Source organism: Alkalinema pantanalense CENA528 (genome assembly GCF_050753345.1).
Classification (GTDB): domain Bacteria; phylum Cyanobacteriota; class Cyanobacteriia; order Leptolyngbyales; family Leptolyngbyaceae; genus Alkalinema; species Alkalinema pantanalense.
Genome location: NZ_JBLZFX010000036.1, coordinates 36,163 through 55,550, shown reverse-complemented (window position 1 = coordinate 55,550; position 19,388 = coordinate 36,163). Strand labels below are relative to the sequence as shown.

Below are 19,388 nucleotides of genomic sequence, written 5' to 3'. Positions count from 1 at the left end.
AAAAAACCGAGGGGGGTTGATTATCCGGTGGTGGGGCGGGGGGAAGTTCTGTGCGCGGGGGGGGCGCGATCGGGGGCGGCGGCGGCGGTTCTGTAGGAACTGGACTGGACTGGCTTTGGTTATTTTTAATTGTATTGTTGATTAAATCATCAGTTGAAGTGGCAATAATAGTGCCTGCTAAAGTTAATCCGCCCACTAGGATAATTCCAGCTAAGTTGTAATTAAGGAGGAATAACTTTGGATTGAACAACAACTTTACGTTTAAAAGAGCTTTAGATAGATTCATCATCAAACCTCAGTAAGTCCGAAAAGCAGAAAAACAGACATCAATGGACGATGGTAAAATTCCAAAGTGAAGAGAATCTTTATTGTCCTTCAATCTTGACCTTAGCTAAAACTGCATTGGGTTCATACGTCGGATCTCGAACGGACTGATCCCACGATTTAGCATCTAATAAAGCTCTCATCTCACCTGCTTTCATGCGAATAACGAGTTCCTGAAACTCCGCATATTTAGGTGGAAAAGACTCAACGGGATTCCCTCTAAGCATCTCCATAAAGCCTAGTGTATAAACGCGCAACAATGTTTCTCTCTGCACTGGATCATCTGTGTTTACTTCACAAGTAATGATTACTTTTTGATCACTTACTTGAGTGACTACAGGTTTTGCAGTATTAATCAATTTGGATTTCTTGGGATGTTTTTCTGGAATCACTTTATTAATATAATCATCCAAAACTTGAGTTTGCCATTTCAGTTTTTGTTCCTGGGCTTTGGCATATAAATCAGAACTTGCTGGGATAGCTTGGATGATTTTCATCGCTTGCTCTAAGCTATCACTTTTTCCATCTTTTGAAGTGGATAAAGCTTGATCAAAGGTGCTCTGATCCTGTGCCGCAGTGTTAATAGGAATACTGGATGAGGTTGGTAGTGATTGAATCGGCTGTGGGGACTGTGACGATTGTGCTGGGGTTGTAGATGAGGATTGCAGGAGTTGGTTAAGCCCGATCGCGCTAACGACCAATAACCCCACAGCTGCTCCCCCTAAGCCTAACCAAAGGACTTGAGGAGGCCAATTAGACCGAACTCGACTTGGAGTCTCCTGGGGGCGAGCACTCGATGAAGGGTGGGACGGAGTGGGGGATGATGAAGTATCAACCCAAGTCGGAATGGGCGGAATTGACTGAGGCGAGTTCAGGTGAGAGTTCGCAGAGGTAGATTGCGATGATTGCGATGAAGCGGCCTGTGGAGTAGGTTGGGGATCAACCCAAGTCGGCATCGGTGGGCGATCGACCTGGGAGGCACTCGCGTTTGCAGCAGCATTACTCGTGGAATCAGCTTGTTCGATCGGCTCAATAGCTGCCGGACGATGAGCGTGATCATCATTCGGTGGCAAGGAAACCAGCGTTTCATGGGGCGGATTCACCAACGATCCAGAATTTGAGTCTTGAGCACTAATAACAGTCGGTTGCGGTGGAAGCGATTCGGGGCTGGGACTGGAATCTCTGAGAATGGCTCCTGGTAAATTTTCTAGATCCTGCAAAACCTCCTCAACAGATTGATAGCGATCGCGAAAATAGTACCGCACCATTTGGGTCAAGATCTCTGCAAACTTGTCACTAATATTGGCCCAAGGTTTCCAGATAATCTCGCCCGTTGCCGAATCCTCCTGAAATTGATCGGGATACAATCCTGTTACTGCTTGAATCCCAATGATCCCCAGTGCGTAGATATCACTATTAGGGCGGGGTCTCCCATTGGATTGTTCGTTCGGCATGTAGCCTGGGGTTCCCACTCCCACTGTTAGCGCTGAACCTCCACTGCTGGTTCGTCGAGTAAAGCCCGGTTGCCGAATTTCCTTGACCGTCCCAAAGTCCACCAGAACCAGCTTGTTATCCTGATGCCGACGAATCAAGTTATCCGGTTTAATATCCCGGTGAATCACGCCTTCACTGTGAATGAATTGGAGCACATTCAACACATCTGCTAACAAGTTCTGCACATCCAGTTCAGCCCAGCGATCGCCCGGTTTCATTTCATCGCTCAGGGGATGCCCTTCCACCAGTTCCTGAACGAGATAAAACTCCTTATTTTCTTCAAAATAAGCCATTAATTGCGGAATTTGATTATGTTTACCAAGCCGCATTAAGGTTTCAGCCTCTGCCTGAAATAACCGCCTTGCATGATCTAAAAAGAACGTATCCCGACTAGCAGGTGCTAAGTGCTTTAAAACACAGCGAGGATGGCCCGGTAAATCGATATCCTCAACCACATAGGTTTCTCCGAAGCCGCCCCGTGCTAAGGCTGAAACCACTTGATAGCGGCCTCTGAGTACTGTACCGATCAGTCCGGGAGATTGCATAGCACTAAGATTACATTGCCCTAAAGGAACAGAGAGATGATCCGCCAGTAAAGGCTATCTTGCATTGGAGGGAGAAGGATGGGCGCTGGGGTGAAAGTAGGTAATCGTGACCTGGGACTGAGGATTAAAGCCTACCACAAGGTTGATGCCATCACTCAATAGGCGACCTTCAGTAGGAATGGGCTGACCATTTTCCATCAATTTATTGGCACTATGCTCATCATAAATTCGATAATCCTCCCCAACTTTTTCTAGCGTGGCATGTTGCCTAGAGATGACTTCCCATCCATCATCGGGTAGCACTAAATCTGCCCAAGCTCGATCGCGGCCCAAGCGGTGCCGTGCTTTTTGTAGATAAAAGCGTTTCTCTTGCCCATTTTGGTTTTTTAATGTGAGAAAAGGCTGGTTACTCATGACGGTCGATCGCCGCAAGAAGTTGGTCATGCGATTAACCTGAGTCATTTTGGGAGAGCGCTCAAAGGACTCATTGGGGGAATTACCTGGCATATCGCCTGCTTCACCACCATTATTAACATTGACCTGAGCAAGCAACGATCGACGCAGTAGGAAATACCCAATCAACAAGACCCCCAGTACGCCTGCAATGCCACCAAAGGCAAACCATGGGGCAATTTTCCGCCAACTCATTACTTGCTTATTACGTTCTTCTCCAGCTTTTGCTAACCATGCTTTAGCTTGGGAGTGTGATGGAAAAAGTCGCGCTACCTCTTCAAAACGAAGCTTGGCAGTTTCATAATCTTTTTGCTGATAGAAATCTAGACCTTCGCGAAACAGTCGATCGGTCGTACTTTCTTGGTTAATCGTTGCCCCTGCTGGCGCGATAAATTCTTTAACAGTATTGCTCGTAACTGCGAAGGGAAAGGATGTGCCCATTTCTCGATCTGTTCGAGCAAAAGCAATAATGCCAACCACTTCACCACCGGCATTGAGTACAGGACTTCCTGAATTGCCTGTCCCCACTCGCACATCCACTTGAAGTGCTGGTGAGTCATCACTGAAAGGCTTGGATGCAGAAACTTTCCCAGTCGTGATCGATGGCTCTTGCAGTCCTTTGAAACTGATATCGGCTGCACCTGGATAGCCAATTACAGTGATTCCATCTCCCACATTGACATTACCTGAGTTATCTAGTCGTAAAGTAGGGGCATCCTTAAAACCATTGATTTTAATGACGGCAACATCTTTACCAACTTTGGTTTCCTTCCCATCACCATCAAAGGGCTTACCAGCAGACTTTACTTCATAATCTCGCGTATCGCCATTTGCTAAAATAACCTGCCTTTCCTCTTGTATACTTTTTTCCAACTTGCTTTTTTGCCTCACGGATTCCTTATCAGCTTCAGAGATAGCCGAGATATCCCCTGTGTTGTAAACACGTTTCAAAAGCTGTTGAAATAAATCTTTTTCACAAGTTTCTTTTGCAACAAGATGGGCGTTGGTCACAATATAACCATCAGGACTAATAAAAAAGCCAGTTCCAGTCATCCAAAACTTTGGAATATCATAATCAGTTCTTTCTTTTCTTGAATTGGTATAAGAGTAAGTCCCCTGACAACTTGTCCACAGCCTAACTACCGCAGGACTAGCCTTAACCTCAACACCCGATACGGAAGATTGAGCCACAACAGGACTAGGGAGAAAGCACAGAGTTGAAGCAAGTAATGGGATTGTTGCAGCCTTCATGACGATATGCTCCTTTCTTCACTTTTTCTGACAATATTTTAGACAGTGGTCAAAACTGTAGAGAAATACCTCTCTAAAATCTTCTTTACAAATAAGCTGGCAGAATGAACTCAATATAATAAAGAATAAGCTCCAGAAAGTTAAAAACATCGAATCTCAGATAACTTCAGGGCAACGATCGATCAAGATCAAAAATGCCATGAACAACCTGAAGACAAAAAACTATCAGCCATCCTCAAACCAAAAAATAGAAGAAAGGCTATCGAAATCGCTAAAAGCATTAGTGCTGATAGATGGCTTAGGTCAATTTGCAAATATTCCTTGATGTTAAGAATTAATAGCTTTCATAGGCTTTAATTCTTACTCTAGAATAGTAGGACATCTTTTCTTTACAGGAAAGCTTATTTCATAAAATTTTTAAAAATGCACTACAAGCTTGAGGGATCAATACAAGACTATTTTTTCTTCTCTGAGATAGTTCTAAAACCAAAATTCTGTAATTAGGCTAACTATGAGTCCCTCTAGTCGCTACCGAGTCAAGCTATTCATTGCCTACTCTCACCAAGATGAGAATTGGAAAAATGAGTTGACCAAGCACCTTGCGGCCTTAGAACGACAGGGAATCATAGCACCTTGGCATGATCAGTGTATTAGCCCAGGAGAAGCACGACAGGAAGCCATTGATCACAATCTTCGAACCGCGCAAATTATTTTATTGTTAATTAGTCCTGACTTTATTGCCTCAGATCGGCTGTGGCAGCGTGAGCTTCAACAGGCCATGGTGCAGCATACCGCTGGTCTTGCGCGAGTGATTCCCATCATTCTGCGTCCCACCCTTTGGAGTGATACCCCCTTTGGTCACCTGGCTCCCTTACCTCAAAATGGAAAACCGATTCTGAGTTGGGCCGATCGTGATGAAGCCTTCCTCCAGGTTGTTGAAGGAATCCAGCACAATATTAATCGTTTACTCCTGCCTTCTAATCAATCTTCCACTCCAAAACCGCTACCTTTTCCCCCCAGAGACGTGCCTCCAAAACTCGATCCCTCAATGAGATCGGTCTGGAAAACAAGTTCTCAAATTGCCCTGCCTTGCCTTGCAATTATTGTGTTGTGGACGATCGTTGGATGGCTCAGTCAAGGCCAGGATGCAGATATCAGTGGCTGGATGCCCATTCTCCTGCTGGGAGGCACGATCGGTGGGTTGGGGAGTCGATTATTAATTGTCTGGGCCGAACGACAAGTGGGGCGAACCATTCTGTGGGATGCCGTGCTTCTGCGTTGTATGATTTGGGCAATTGGTGGGTTATTGGGTTGGGGTCTGTTGGGCAAACTGATGGGCTACCCGTTCTTTCGGTCTGGCCATGGGGTTTCCCTAGGAATCATTGTAGGAGTCAGCATTGGAATTTGGTTAATCCTTCAGAATGGAAGCAGTAGCAATGGCAGAAACGCCTATCGTCATCATCTTCCAAACAGCACAAACAACGCGACAAAAATAAACCGAAGATAAGACCAGGTCATTTGAAAATTACCATTGAAACATTCGTTGATTCACATTGGATTCCTGGGTTCTGTAATGAAATCTCTCTCACTATTACTTTGCGATCGACAACCGATGGAGCCAGATATAATCGACGCCTTCTGGAGAACATTTACTTTGAATTAAACCGTTGGAATAGTGCAAGTTATTGCCATAGGGGCCTTGGTGATAGCCCCGCGAAGTCCATTCGCCGAAGGGATCATTGACGCGAAATCCTGAACGATCGTAGCCACGCACTACAATAATGTGGCCAAAACTGGTGAAATAGCCATGGATAATACAAGGTTTGCCTTCCGCGATCGCTTTACGAATATCCGCTAGACTTCCTCGTAGCGTTAACTCATCTTTGACCCCATAGGCGGCGGCCATTTCAGCTAAATCTCCCGGTTCGTGACGGCTCAGTCCCTTAGCATCCATGTAGCGATACAGTTCATCTTCCAATTGCATCGCAGGCGTCTTTTGACGAATTTGAAAATACTGCATCACCATAGCGAAACAGGTGACATTACAAGCCCCCTTAGGATTGAGCGCATTATCTAACTGCGTTTTGTGGGGAATATTTAACTGTTTTGTAGCGGGTAATCTGAGCCGGGAAGCAGTTGTATTGGAAGGAGATTGAGTCAGTGGTAAAGGTTGGCCCTTCTGACTCAACAGTTCGACGTGGGGCGCAAACACATACCAAGTATTACGGGGGGGGTTACCCAAAAATCGGTTAATGAGTGCAACTTTCCAATGAAACTTCCCCACCGGTTTCCAGGAATGGACTTCAAAGGTGCGCCCCGCTGGAACGTCCACTTTGTCGCTCGGGGAAAGCCGGGAAGAATCCGTTGTATATTGCTTAAAAACCGTATTCTGTCTAACTTTGAGTTGCATAGGTCTTGCAAGTTCAATCCGTAAATTGTCTGGAGTCAGTCAATTGAGTCAAGGATGATGGCCCTTGGCTCTACCCTAAAATTGGGCGTCAAACTGGTAATCAAGTGACCACGATCGCCCAAACTCAATCACACTTCCATTGTCCAATAGCGATAGGCCGCCGTAGCCATTGTAACGACACCCGTCAAAATGGATTTCTCATCGGCTTCAAATTCTGGGTGATGCAGAGGATGGTTCACTCGATCGCTAAAGCCAACCCCGAGGCGAAACATGCTGCCCGGTGCATGGCGGAGATAAACGGCAAAATCCTCTGCCCCGAGGGATGGTTCATGAATGATCTGCAAGGCTTCCCGCCCCCAAGCTTCGATCGTAGCGGCTTCCAGCAACTGCGTCAGATGAGGGTCATTTTGCACCGATGGAACCCCCCGCCGATAGCTCAGATGATACTTCCCCCTATAGGCCGAACAAACATTGGCAACAATTTGCTCAATCCAAGCTGGTAGCGAAGCATGGGTTTCAGGATGGAGCGATCGAACCGTGCCCGTCAGTTTGACTTGATCGGCAATGACATTGGGGGCACGTCCGCCTTGGATTTGGCCGATCGTCAGAACTACCGGACGGAGGGGGTTTTGGGTACGGCTGATGGCCTGTTGCAGGGAGGCGATTACTTGGGCCGCAATCCAAATCGCATCGATCGCTTCGTGGGGGCGAGCGCCATGGCCGGATTCCCCGAGGATCGTAAGTTCTAAATCGTCGGCAGCGGCGGTCAGCGCTCCATAGCGGATGCCAATCTTGCCCGCCACGATCGAGGGAAAAACATGTAACGAGAGAATATGACTCACCTCTTCCATGGCCCCATCCTGCACCATCCACTCTGCCCCTTGGGCAATTTCCTCGGCGGATTGGAACAGGAACCGTACCGTTCCCGGCAGTTCTCCCAATTCTGCCAAAACCATTGCCGTTCCTAGCCCCACTGTGGTGTGAATATCGTGGCCACAGGCATGCATCACGCCAGGATTGCGGGAGGTAAAGTCGATAGGGGCGCGTTCCTGAATTGGCAATGCATCCATATCAGCGCGAATGGCAAGCAGTCGGCCATCCTGCCCTGTCCCCTTGAGAGTCCCTAACAAGCCCACCCGCCCCACGCCTTCCTGGACATGCAATCCCGCCGATGACAAGACCCCAGCAACATAGGCAGCGGTTTGATACTCTTGTCCGCTCAGCTCTGGGTGACTGTGCAGGTGCCGCCGAATTTCAGTTAGTCGGGGGGCGAGCTTTTGGGCAATGGTGTGGATGCGATCGCGAACAGAAGTCGGCAGGTCTTGAGTTTGCATTCCGGCATCAGGATAGAGTCTTACTTACTCATCATAGCGATCGTTTCTGGCTCGATCGTTACAACAAGCTTGATCAATAAAATTAGATAGATAAGATGAGTAGATACAAGAAGCCTTCCTATTTGCGTGGTGATACTTAGAGAAATGAATGAGGAGCTGATTAATTGGGATTTGAGACGTGGGAGAGGACAAAAATTCTCAACTTTTTCTCAGATCTTAGGGCAAGCTAAAGAATGGATTGCTGGGTTCAATTTGCTGATTTCTGGGCTAAAAAACTAGGCTAAAAACATAATGTTCATTCACACCACAGCGCTTTCCCCCTCAGAATTGAAGTCTGCGATCGTTCGCGATCCCCTTGTGTTTACGCCTGATATGACTGTCATGGCCGCGATCGGCGAGATGAGTGGAGTGCGGGCTAGGTGTGCCACTACTAGAGATTATGATCACACCCTAGATGAGTTGCACTTAGAAGCTCGCTCCAGTTGTGTATTAGTGGTTGAGGACAAACAATTACTCGGCATCCTGACTGAACGCGACGTGGTAAAGCTCACAGCCCAACAGCAGCCGATCGACGCTTTAACCCTGCGAGAGGTGATGACCACGGATGTCATTACGTTACAAGAATCGGCCTTCACCGATCTTTTCCTTGCAATCAATTTGCTCCAGACTCACCACATCCGCCATTTACCCGTTGTGGATGACCAAGAGCATTTGATAGGACTCTTGACCCATGAGAGCTTGCGACAAACGTCCCGCCCGATCGATTTGTTACGGTTGCGGCTAGTCTCAGAGGTCATGACGAAGGAAGTAATTTGTGCTACAGCGGATACAAGCATATTAGAGATTGCTTGTCTGATGACTCGGCACCATGTCAGCTCGGTTGTCATTACGCAAACTCGGGTGACTTTGAATCAACCGCCCTTTCAACAGGCGATCGGAATTGTCACTGAGCGGGATCTGGTTCAATTTCAGGCTGTGGGATTAGATTTAGAACGCTGTACCGCTGAGATGGTCATGAGTACGCCCATGTTCTCGGTGCATCAAGAAGACTCCCTTTGGGTGGTGCAGCAACTCATGGAAAAGCACTTGATTCGCCGTTTAGCGGTCACCGATGATCAAGGGCAACTCTTGGGCATTGTGACTCAAAGTAGTTTACTGCAAGCTCTCAATCCGCTGGAGCTCTATAAATTGGCAGAAGTACTAGAACAAAAAGTTCTCCAGTTAGAAGCTGAGAAAGTAGAACTGCTGGAACATCGAACACTGGAACTAGAAGCGCAAGTAGCCCAACGAACCGCCGCCCTACGCACCAAGGTGGAACAAGAACACCTAATTGCAACGATTTCCAGCCAGATTCGATCGTCCTTCAACTTACCCGATATTCTCCAAACAACAGTAGACAAGGTGCGATCGTTATTTCAATGTAATCACGTTGCAGTGTGGAAGTTTCAACCGGACTGGAGTACTGTCATTGTTTCTGAGTCCTCAGCACAAACGGATCTCACCTTTTTAGGCCACCAAGTTCAGGATGCTTATTTTGCCGCTAATTGGATAGAACCCTACCGCCAAGGTCGGGTTCGAGTGGTTGAAGATATTTACGAAACTGAAATGGCGAATTGCCATCGAGAATTGTTGGAAGAATTAAACATTCGTGCCAAAGTGCTAGTGCCCATTACCCATGGAGATTTGCTATGGGGTCTATTAACGATGATTGAAACTCAAGCCCCTCGCCAATGGCATCCTGACGAAATCAATTTTCTACAACAATTGGCAACCCAACTCGCGATCGCGATTCAACAGGCAACCACCTATGACCAAATGCAAGTAGAACTGATAGAGCGTAAGCAAGTAGAAGTTCGTTTGCGGGAAAGTGAGCAACGTTATGCAGCCCTTGCAGCAACAGTTCCAGTCGGAATTTTTCGGGCAAATGCACAAGGAGAGAGTATTTATGTTAATCAACGCTGTTGTGAAATAATTGGATTATCTAAAGAGGCTACTGTTGAAGATAATTGGCAACGTAATTTACATCCTGACGATCGAGAAAAGGTTGTACAGGAAGCAATACTATCTCGTCAGGAAAAACGACCTTTTCAACTAGAATATCGCTTTATCCATTCCGATGGACAAACGATTTGGGTATTTGGTCAAGCCGTTGCTGAATATGACACTCAGGGTAATGTTGTTGGTTATGTGGGTACATTGACAGATATTACCGATCGCAAACAGGCGGAGTTAGCCTTACAGCAATTGAACCAAAATCTGGAAGTGATTGTTGAACAGCGAACGAACGAACTGCGTCAAAGTAATATTCAGCTCTCAACGGTAAATGCAGAGCTAGCACGGGCCACCCGCCTCAAGGACGAATTTCTCGCCAATATGAGCCATGAATTACGCACGCCACTAAACGCTATTCTTGGCCTCTCAGAAGCATTGCAGGATCAGATTTTGGGGGAGTTAAACGATCGTCAGCAACGATCGATCGCGACCATTGCCAAAAGTGGTCGTCACCTATTGGAGTTGATTAACGATATTCTCGACCTTTCCAAAATTTCCGCCGGTAAATTAGACGTAGATTTAACCTCAATTTCCATTCGACAGCTATGCGAAAGTAGTTTAGTGTTCGTTAAACAACAGGCTCACCAGAAGCAAATCCGCTTGGCGAGTGAGATTCCTGAAAATTTGGGGCACATCATGGCCGATGAACGGCGGATACGACAGGTTTTAATCAATCTGCTAACCAATGCAGTGAAGTTTACGCCGGAGGGGGGGCAGGTTTGTTTAAAGGTTGCCGTTAGCCAGAATCAACAGTGGGTTGGCAATGTCAAAATTCCTCAACAAGTCTCTCAAGCACAAGTCTCTCAAGCACAAACCTCTCAAGCACAAACCTCTCAAGCACCACAATCGCTCATTCTCTTTCAAGTGCAAGATTCCGGAATTGGGATTTCACCTGAGGATATCGTGCGATTGTTTCAACCCTTTGTGCAAGTGGATACCAGTCTCAATCGGCAGCAGACGGGGACTGGCCTAGGACTCGCCCTCGTAAAGCAAATTGCAGAGTTACATGGTGGAGCCGTTTATGTAGAAAGTCAACCCGGCCAAGGGAGTTACTTCACCGTGGCATTACCCTATCAAATGCCGACGATCGAAGCGCTACCGTCCCCTGCGTCCTTGCCAACTTCCCCCACGGAATCAGAACATCTTCCCGTAGAAGAGAGCTCGTCGATCGCAACCTGCCCCTTAATTTTGCTCGCTGAAGACAACGAAGATAACATTGAAACCTTCAGCGCTTATCTGCAATCCCGAGGTTATCACCTTGTCATAGCAGGCAATGGCGCAGAAGCCGTAACCCTAACAAAAGAGCATCAACCAGACCTGATTTTAATGGATATCCAAATGCCAGGAGTGGATGGTTTAACGGCAATTCGTCAGTTACGAGCCGATGCCACTGTGGCCAATATTCCGATCGTTGCCTTGACTGCCTTAGCAATGCAGGGTGATGCTGAACGATGTATCGCCGCCGGAGCCGATGACTACCTAAGTAAACCTGTACGCTTGAAGCAATTGTTGGAAACAATTCAAAAATTACTGGATTCGAACCGTTCTTAAATTGATCTAGAAATAAATTGAAAACACTAGTGTCAATTCATAGATAAATACATAAAAAGCCCTACCTAATTTTCGGTTGCAATAATGTGCAGATCAATGTGCTTTTGCCAAATAAGCTTCATTAGGCGCTGAGTAAATGATCCGCGAATCCAGCGTTTCCAGCGAGATTGCTGGCTTTCGCCGATAACAATTTGGGTAATTCGGTGCCCCCCGGCCACTTGAGCGATCGCCTGAGGGATCTGCGTTTGCTTTATTCGTAGGAAAATCCCCCCAAATTCCTGACAGAGGCGTTCGCAGGTTTCCACATGCAAGCTTTCTTTACGAGTTAGGAAGCGATCGGGGTGATCGACAAAAAGTGTGTAAAACTGAGCGTTCATGTAACTGGCAATCCGGGCACCCCGCCGAATGAGCTGCACAGAGTTGGGATAGGTTGAAATACAAACTAGGACTCGCTCGTGGATATTACAGGCTATTGTAGCGGGATCTCCACCCGCACTATCCTCCTCTACGGTATCCGCTACGGTAGTGCCCTGAAGGGCAGGACAGGGAAATAAGTAGTGCATCAAGCAAGACCTAGCTTACGTCGTCGTGTCGCATTGTAGTGATGCACAAAATTCCAAATGGCTGCAATGTGGTTGTCTATTTTCTTCGAGAACGACAAGCTCTTTCTAACTAGCCGGGACACCCGTTGTCTCAGTGTGCAGTTGAATCGTTCAATATAACTGGTCAGCCCACTGTCTTTATCGACACTACAATGCCGTTGCTTAGGTAGCACGACTCCATAGGCACTCCAATGATCCGTGTAAATCACTGCACATTGCCGATACACCAGGGGCATCGACTCCCATAACGCTTGAGCCGATGCCGCACTCCGGTCACCCACTTGAACCCCGACAATCTCTCGCGTTTGAGCATCGATCGCCAACCAAACCCATTGCTGATTGCCTTTATCATCAACAAATGACCACAACTCATCCATCTGGACATTTAGGCGCTTTTTTGGTTTCTCACTCACCTCCACTTGTTGGGGCACAACGGCAGCTTTGGCGTTGACATAGCGTTGCACGGTGTCTTCAGAAATTTGTAGAATCCGGGCAATCCCTGCTAAGGAGACGCGCTCGAGGAGCATCCGATCAATCAGTCCATACTGCTCTGGAGTAATGGCTTTCCAGACGGGATCGAGGACAAACTGACGACCACAGTCCCGACATTTGTAATTTTGTTTGCCATGACGGGTTATACCATTGCGACTGACCTCTTGTGACCCACAACTTGGACAGGTATGCATTGTCATTGTCACTGCCTCCCGTGCAAAATTCCTTGAGTTTCTCTCAACTATTCTATCCTGCCCTTCAGGGCACTACCCGAATTTATTATTCAAGGCTTGCAACACCCTTTAGGATGACAATAGATAGATTTGTATTCATTTTTCCAACTGAAACTCCACGCTATCTGGAAGAACTTCTATGGTAAGTCTACAAGCCAGTCTTTCTAAATTCCCTCAAGAGTCCCGCGATCGCTTTTTAATTATTTGCTTAATATTAAGTATTTTTTTTTGATTGATTTGGCAACTCTAGTAGAATACATCTTAGGATACTTTTACATTAGTTCTATTTTGTTAACTCATTCGGTTTCAGTGTTCTATAACTATATTTTTTATTGCTCTAACTTCAATGCTAACTTTATTAAATCTTTGGTTTCCATCTAATTCCTCCACTCATTTTTCAAGCGTTATTAACCGTATAATTGTTGTCTTCGCATTAGTGGTTACTGGAATTCTGAGCGATCGCATTGCAACCTATGCCAGTGCCCTTGATCAGCAGCAAGCTCAGTTAGAGGCCCACAATAAACTGGTGGGTCTACGAGAGGATTTTGCAGGAACCCTCACCCATGATCTGAAGATAGGCGCGATCGCGACGTTGGATGCCTTCCAGCAGGGACAGTTTGACACGGTGTCAGCCCCTCAGCAGAAGATTTTAATGACAATGGTGCGGAGTCATCAAACCAGTTTGGAACTGGTGGAAACATTATTGAATGTCTATCGCAATGATTTGGAAGGGTTAGCTTTAACGTTAATTCCTCTGGATTTGACGCAGCTTGTGGAAGAAGTTGCCAATCAAATGACCCTTTTGGCGACAAATCGTCAGGTCTATCTCAGCGTTCACCATAGTGATTCCGAATTTCGGCGAATTCTCTGGGTGCGGGGGGATACGTTGCAATTAAAGCGGGTGTTAACAAATCTATTAACCAATGCAATTAATCATTCCCGGCGAGGCGATCGGGTAGAAGTGATCCTAGAAACGGTCAACGGGCACCATTGCGTCAAGGTACTAGATATGGGAGCGGGGATTCAACCGGAGGAATTTTCCCAACTGTTCCAACGATTTTACCAAGGGAATAGCGATCGACAGGCGAAGGGATCGGGTTTGGGGTTATATTTGGCACGACAAATCATTACGGCCCATGGGGGAAAAATTTGGGCGGAAAATAGATCGCCCTATCTGCCCCCGAAGGGTGCTATGTTCGGAATTAGTTTGCCTGTTTATTTGCCCGAGTGATTGCAATAGCACGATCGGGTTGTTGCGCGATTGCGAAATGGGTTATGCGGATTTTGTTAGTGGAAGATGACGAGTTATTTCGGCTAGGACTGCAAGTGCGGCTCCAGCAAGAACCAGAATTTGAAATTGTGGCAGAGGCAGAAGATGGAGAAACAGCGATCGAGATTGCCCGCAGTCAGTCGTTGGATGTGGTGTTATTGGATATAGGTCTACCAGGAATTGGGGGGATTGAAGCATGCCGTCAGATCAAACTGCTCCAACCGAGTTTGCCTATCCTCGTACTAACCTCTCGGCAGGATGTGGTGCTATTGTCCCGATTGTTGGAGGCAGGGGCTCAAGGCTATTGCTTAAAGGGTGTTGCGGCAGAGACGTTAGTTTTAGCTATTCGATCGGTAGCCAAAGGTGCCTCGTGGTGGGATGCAGCAGCCACGCAAATGTTACGGCAAACGCTAGTTCGCTCACCGACACAGTCATCTGCTGAACCTACGATCGAATACCCTCAAGTATCTCTGGCAGAAAATCCATTAACGCAACGGGAACAGGAAATTCTGGCGTTAATTGCCCAGGGGCACAGTAACCCGGAGATTGCCCAATTATTGTATATTTCGGCGGGAACGGTGCGGGTACATGTCCATTCAATTTTACATAAGTTGGAGGTGAGAGATCGATTACAGGCGGTGCAAGTGGCTCGGGCCAAGGCTTGGCTGCCAGAGGTGGCAGAAGGTTAAGAGCGCTGTTTAGCTGGAGCTTGGCTGCGTTTACCGGATGGGTCTGGAAGATTTTGACTGGTGTGAATAAGGTTAACTCGGTAAAAGATAGGCATCAAAAACACAACATAAAAAACACTAGAGTGAAACTACAGATCTGCAAGTCAATCCATAGGTCTGCTCTAGTGTGTTGGCGTACCATTCCCACAGGGATCTCATTGATGGATGAATCAAGTTGATCCTAGCGATGATTGTGATGGCGATGACAATAGCAATTGGCCAAGTGATTACAGGGGGGTGATGCTAGCGATCTTTCCACCTTGCCGCTGAACCCGCTGCATGTGGGGCGTTAGCTCTTCGTAAGGAATGATGACCGCTTTGTTCACCCGCCGAACTTTGGGATAGCCTGGGCCACTGATGGCGGCAACTTCCACCCGGAACAACCGTCCAGAACCAAACGCCTTAGAGCCTCCAAAAGCGCTCACCGAAGCATCGCCCTTAGCCGCTGGCAGGAAGGCAAATCCACCTGCACCGCCAGACGGAGCCACGACTGTAGATGCGGTGTTGCGAGCCAATTCCTTCACCAAGCGGGGTGCACCACCGGTCAAATGAGCCCGATCGCTGCTGGCATAGCCCCGGTACAGTTGTAACAGGCGAGGTAATCCCACAGCCCGTTGCCCCACGCCTGTGGTCACCAGATCGCGATAGTAGGGCACAATGTTTTCCCCAAAGTTGGCTTGGTACTCTGGAGAGTCAATGTAAGAGTCAATGTCCGCATCAAACCCTTTGGATTGGTAGCGATCCATGTGCTCCGTGATTTCCGCCTGGGAGTAGGGAGCCCGACCCAACAGGTGCTTGAAGTTCAGTTCGATCGTCCGGCTTTGGAAATTATTGTGGAAAAACTTTTCCTTATACAAACCCGACTTGGCCACTTGCCGGACAAACTCCTGCACTGTAATTTTGCCATCCCGCAAGAGCGATTCGGGCAGAACCAACCGCTCCGATGTCAGGAGGTGAGGATTTCCCAACACCTGTTGATACACAGCAAGAATAACAGCTTCAATGTCGGCCTGAGTTGCATTGGGACGCAGTTCCACCGGCGCGGCATTACTAAATGCCGACGTTCCTAGGCGACCTGCTGCGGTTGTAATAGCCACCTCAAATCCTCCTTCAATAACTCGTTATGACTCGACAATCCCCATAGCTGATAGCTAGGGGATTGATTGCTTACGGATTAAACCGCAGTGATTTAAACCGCAACGATCTAAACAGCAGTCACGCTGACGACCTTGTTCCCAGTCCGGCTCAACTGCTGCAATTTCGGCGTCAGTTGATCATAGGACACTAGAAACTCAGTGGTGCTGCGCCGAACCACTGGAGCATTCGCTGAAGCCCCACGAACCACGCGCACCCGATACACATCGCCTCGACGACCCCCGATCGCACCAGAAAGTGCACCTGTTGCAGGAGCAGTGACAGGAGTCGCCAAGTTACGTGCGACTTCCCAGGTCAAGCGAGGTTGGGTTTGCCCTTGGGCCCGATCGCTGTTGGCATAGCCCCGATAGAGCTGCAACAAACGACCAAATCCGACCGCCCGTTGCCCTGGATGATCAACTTGAAAATCCCGGTGATAGGGGACGATATTATCGCCAAAGCTTGCTTGATATTCCGCAGAATCCAAGTAAGAGTTAATCTCCGCTTCGTACCCTCCAGAAATAAAGAGATCCAAGTGATAGGAAATCTCCGACTGATCGTAGGGAGCCCGTCCTAGGAAATGCTTAAAGTTCAACTCAATGAAGCGAACATGGAAATTGGGATACAAAAACTTCTTACGATAAAGTTCCGACTGCGCGATCGCCCGCACAAAATCCCGCACATTAATCACGCCGCGAGTCAACAGAGATTCTGGCCCTGTCAACCGCTCGCTCTTCATCAAATACTCATTGCCCAAAACCTGACGATAGGCTGCAGCAATCACACCCTGAATTGCATCGGAGGTTGCATTGGAGCGCAATTCAACCGGGGATGCTTCTTCAAAGGGTTTAATTCCTAATCTACTCGCCTCTTGTAAGCCAGCCATATTGGTTTCTCCCAATCAACTAAATAATCAGCAAACCAAATCAGCAAACGATGTTTTACAGATTTTTAACTTGATGGCTAAAAAGCGGCCCGGAATGATCCACAACTCTCCTTTTGCAGAAGAATTGTTGACCTTTCCGGGCAAAGCACACAACTAGCTCAGTGCGTTGATGATGTAGTCGATGTAGGAGTTCGCTTCAAGGGCTGGGTCACCACTCAAACCATGGTTGGCTTTGATGTACTTGAGGGCTTCTACATACCAGCTCGGTACCAATTCAAAGCGGCTGTGCATTTCAGCAATCCCGGCCAACAAGAAATCATCTGCGGGGCCAGTGCCACCGGCGATCAAGCAGTATTGAATGATCCGCACATAGTAACCGATGTCCCGCAGGCACTTTGCCTTACCCCGAGCATCAGAAGCGTAGTTGCTTCCGGTCATGGTGGTGGTGTAGGGGAACTTTTGGTAAACGGCATTAGCTGCGCCTTCTGCCAATTGAGCAGCCTTAGAACCGATCGCTTTTGCAGCTTCTAGATCAGCCGTTGCCAAGCGCAGACGACCGAAGGCAACTTGTAGCTCTGTGTTGCCGAGGAAACGACCTTGGGAATCAGCAGCAGCAACCGCTTCAGTTAATTGCGTTTTCATTGGAATAAAATCTCCCTACGTGATCTTAGAAAAATGTCTAACGGAACAAAGCTTTAGCTAGAAAAATTGGAAAAATCAACTAGAAAAAGCCGAATTCGGAACGAATTAAAACTCAGATATGCTGGGCTAAAAAACCAAGTTCAAAAATTAGCTAACAGCTGCTGCTGCCCGATCGAAGTAGCCTGCCAACTCAGCAATCAAAGAGCTGCAATCCCCAGGTTGGATGTTGTTGCGATCGTTCGCGATTGCAATCGCAGCATCTTTCATTTTGAGAACGCTGGTGGCCATGGAGTTACCCGGTACACCCAAAGCGACATAGGTTTCCCGCAGGCCATTCAAGCAGCGATCGTCCAATACACTGGCATCGCCTAAGTACACAGCATAGGTAACATAGCGCAGAATGATTTCCATATCGCGCATGCAAGCAGACACCCGACGGTTGGTGTAAGCATTTCCGCCCGGAGCAATCAGTTGGGGCTGCTCTTCAAATAATGCACGAGCGGCATTGGTCACGATCGTGGAAGAGTTCCCAGTAATCCGGTTCACAACATCGGTACGCTTCGCACCATCTTTTACCACCGCTAGCAAAGCATCAATCTGAGCGTTGCTCACCAGTTGTCCTTGAGCATCAGCTTGGGTCACAACCTTAGTAAAGGCGTCTAACATTTGAATCAGTCTCCTAAGAAAATGTTCGATTTAAGTAAAGCTTTGTTGCGAAACTGAGAGACTCAGTCCATATAAATTTGTTTATACAATGCTGTGAGAGGCATTTTTGTTACAAATTATTGAGCAGTTGAATATGTAACAGATTGTTAAAAACCGCTAAAAATAGTGTTAATTTTCTCAGTTTGACACCTCCGTTGAAGGTCGCTGAAGGGATTGCTGCCGTGGCTGATGTAATCTGTAACGTTTTATTCATTCCTTGCAGATTCCACTTCCCTCTCACTTATATAATCGGGGACAATTTGAAAGTTGTGTAACACTGGGAGATTTTGTAAACGTGGCTATTCCTCTGTTAGCTTATCCGCCATCCTGTCCCAATCAGCGTGTAGATGCGCTAGGTGCTCGGGATGATGAAGCTATCATTTATTCAACAGATGATCAGTTTTCTCATACAGACATGGGAGATCTGATTAACGCAGCGTACCGCCAGATTTTCTTCCATGCATTTAAGTGGGATCGGGAAATCATCCTGGAATCTCAGTTGCGTAACAGACAGATTACCGTGCGCGACTTCATTCGTGGATTACTGCTGTCGAACACTTTCATTGATAGTTTCTACAACAAGAACAGTAACTATCGTTTTGTTGAGCACTGCGTTCAAAAGGTTTTAGGCCGTCGGGTTTACAACGAAGCTGAAAAGATTGCTTGGTCAGCCATAGTCATGACCAAAGGCGTAAAAGGCTTTGTAGATGAACTCCTCAATAGCGATGAGTACATCGAAAACTTTGGGGAAAACACCGTTCCTTACCACCGTCGTCGGACTCTGCCCAGCCGTGCCGTTGGTGAAATCCCCTTCAACATCACGACACCTCGCTACGATGCTTACTATCGCGCCAAGTTGGGCTTCCCCCAAGGAATTTGGCAAGAATCGGTTCGCACCTTCCGTTCCTATCAAGATCAACCCAAGACAGGCGACCCCAGCGAGTTCCTCAGAATGGCCAGAAGCCTCAACGCGACTGCAGGCAGACCCAGCACAACTTCGGTGCAAAACATCGATATCGAAAAAACGGTTCCCTATCGCAACCGTTAAACATCCCATTTTCAGGGACTGCGACTGATTTCTCGAGTACTGATTCTTCTGGCAATCATTGCTCTGACCATGGGGTTGGCAGAAGTCTTTACATCAGAAATTTTTGAGAGCGTTCAGAATTCTCTGAGCGCTTATCTTGTCGAATTTTTGCTGGAGAAGAATGCTGCAAATTCCAACACTTGAGGAGATTACCTATAGTAGAAAGGAAATCGAGAGTTGGATTTTGGGAGATTT

General features: G+C 47.3%; 15 protein-coding genes. 5 read left to right on the top strand and 10 right to left on the bottom strand.

From position 1 onward, the window contains the following. Positions 1-365: 365 nt before the first annotated feature. Together ACN4EG_RS13640 and ACN4EG_RS13635 are read right to left on the bottom strand one after the other, a co-directional pair. A complete protein-coding gene (locus ACN4EG_RS13640; protein WP_431630153.1) occupies positions 366-2,363 on the bottom strand; it encodes a protein kinase domain-containing protein in 1,998 nt (665 codons plus the stop codon). A gap of 54 nt (positions 2,364-2,417) precedes the next feature. Further along, entirely contained in the window at positions 2,418-4,067 is a 1,650-nt protein-coding gene (locus tag ACN4EG_RS13635; protein ID WP_431630151.1) for a trypsin-like peptidase domain-containing protein, read from the bottom strand. 511 nt (positions 4,068-4,578) lie between these two features. Between ACN4EG_RS13635 and ACN4EG_RS13630 the strand changes: the two genes are divergently transcribed. Beyond that, positions 4,579-5,574, top strand: coding sequence for a toll/interleukin-1 receptor domain-containing protein (locus tag ACN4EG_RS13630; protein WP_431630150.1), 996 nt, complete (start codon positions 4,579-4,581; stop codon positions 5,572-5,574). An 84-nt stretch (positions 5,575-5,658) separates the two neighbouring features. Here ACN4EG_RS13630 and ACN4EG_RS13625 read toward each other — a convergent pair whose 3' ends face one another. Together ACN4EG_RS13625 and ACN4EG_RS13620 are read right to left on the bottom strand one after the other, a co-directional pair. Further along, entirely contained in the window at positions 5,659-6,477 is an 819-nt protein-coding gene (locus ACN4EG_RS13625; RefSeq protein ID WP_431630148.1) for a C39 family peptidase, read from the bottom strand. 128 nt (positions 6,478-6,605) lie between these two features. Further along, entirely contained in the window at positions 6,606-7,811 is a 1,206-nt protein-coding gene (locus tag ACN4EG_RS13620; protein ID WP_431630146.1) for a M20 family metallopeptidase, read from the bottom strand. 291 nt (positions 7,812-8,102) lie between these two features. Here ACN4EG_RS13620 and ACN4EG_RS13615 point away from each other — a divergent pair, with 291 nt between their 5' ends. Beyond that, on the top strand, positions 8,103-11,414 hold the full coding sequence (locus ACN4EG_RS13615) for a CBS domain-containing protein (protein ID WP_431630144.1): 3,312 nt from the start codon (positions 8,103-8,105) through the stop codon (positions 11,412-11,414). A gap of 65 nt (positions 11,415-11,479) precedes the next feature. Here the strand turns inward: ACN4EG_RS13615 and ACN4EG_RS13610 are convergent, their stop codons facing one another. Both ACN4EG_RS13610 and ACN4EG_RS13605 read right to left on the bottom strand, forming a co-directional pair. Continuing rightward, positions 11,480-11,977, bottom strand: a complete 498-nt coding sequence (locus ACN4EG_RS13610) for an adenine nucleotide alpha hydrolase family protein (protein WP_431630141.1) — start codon at positions 11,975-11,977, stop codon at positions 11,480-11,482. Further along, positions 11,977-12,702, bottom strand: a complete 726-nt coding sequence (locus tag ACN4EG_RS13605) for an IS1 family transposase (RefSeq protein ID WP_431630157.1) — start codon at positions 12,700-12,702, stop codon at positions 11,977-11,979. Before ACN4EG_RS13605 ends, ACN4EG_RS13610 begins: the two co-directional genes overlap by 1 nt. Before the next feature lie 475 nt (positions 12,703-13,177). Here ACN4EG_RS13605 and ACN4EG_RS13600 point away from each other — a divergent pair, with 475 nt between their 5' ends. Together ACN4EG_RS13600 and ACN4EG_RS13595 are read left to right on the top strand one after the other, a co-directional pair. Further along, positions 13,178-13,972, top strand: a complete 795-nt coding sequence (locus tag ACN4EG_RS13600; RefSeq protein ID WP_431630140.1) for a sensor histidine kinase — start codon at positions 13,178-13,180, stop codon at positions 13,970-13,972. Positions 13,973-14,016: 44 nt separating this feature from the next. After that, on the top strand, positions 14,017-14,700 hold the full coding sequence (locus ACN4EG_RS13595; RefSeq protein ID WP_431630139.1) for a response regulator: 684 nt from the start codon (positions 14,017-14,019) through the stop codon (positions 14,698-14,700). Between the two features lie 266 nt (positions 14,701-14,966). Here the strand turns inward: ACN4EG_RS13595 and ACN4EG_RS13590 are convergent, their stop codons facing one another. From ACN4EG_RS13590 to ACN4EG_RS13575, 4 genes are all read right to left on the bottom strand, one after another. After that, positions 14,967-15,836: a phycobilisome rod-core linker polypeptide gene (locus ACN4EG_RS13590; RefSeq protein WP_431630138.1), complete on the bottom strand. Its 870-nt coding sequence runs from the start codon at positions 15,834-15,836 to the stop codon at positions 14,967-14,969. 107 nt (positions 15,837-15,943) lie between these two features. Beyond that, the gene (locus ACN4EG_RS13585; RefSeq protein WP_431630137.1) at positions 15,944-16,759 is read right to left on the bottom strand and encodes a phycobilisome rod-core linker polypeptide; all 816 of its coding nucleotides are present in this window, start codon (positions 16,757-16,759) and stop codon (positions 15,944-15,946) included. Positions 16,760-16,912: 153 nt separating this feature from the next. Then, complete coding sequence (locus ACN4EG_RS13580) at positions 16,913-17,401, bottom strand: phycocyanin subunit alpha (protein ID WP_431630136.1); 489 nt, start codon at positions 17,399-17,401, stop codon at positions 16,913-16,915. Between the two features lie 147 nt (positions 17,402-17,548). Further along, a complete protein-coding gene (locus ACN4EG_RS13575) occupies positions 17,549-18,067 on the bottom strand; it encodes a phycocyanin subunit beta (RefSeq protein WP_431630135.1) in 519 nt (172 codons plus the stop codon). Positions 18,068-18,401: 334 nt separating this feature from the next. Here ACN4EG_RS13575 and ACN4EG_RS13570 point away from each other — a divergent pair, with 334 nt between their 5' ends. Further along, positions 18,402-19,154, top strand: a complete 753-nt coding sequence (locus ACN4EG_RS13570; protein ID WP_431630134.1) for a phycobilisome rod-core linker polypeptide — start codon at positions 18,402-18,404, stop codon at positions 19,152-19,154. Positions 19,155-19,388 lie beyond the last annotated feature (234 nt).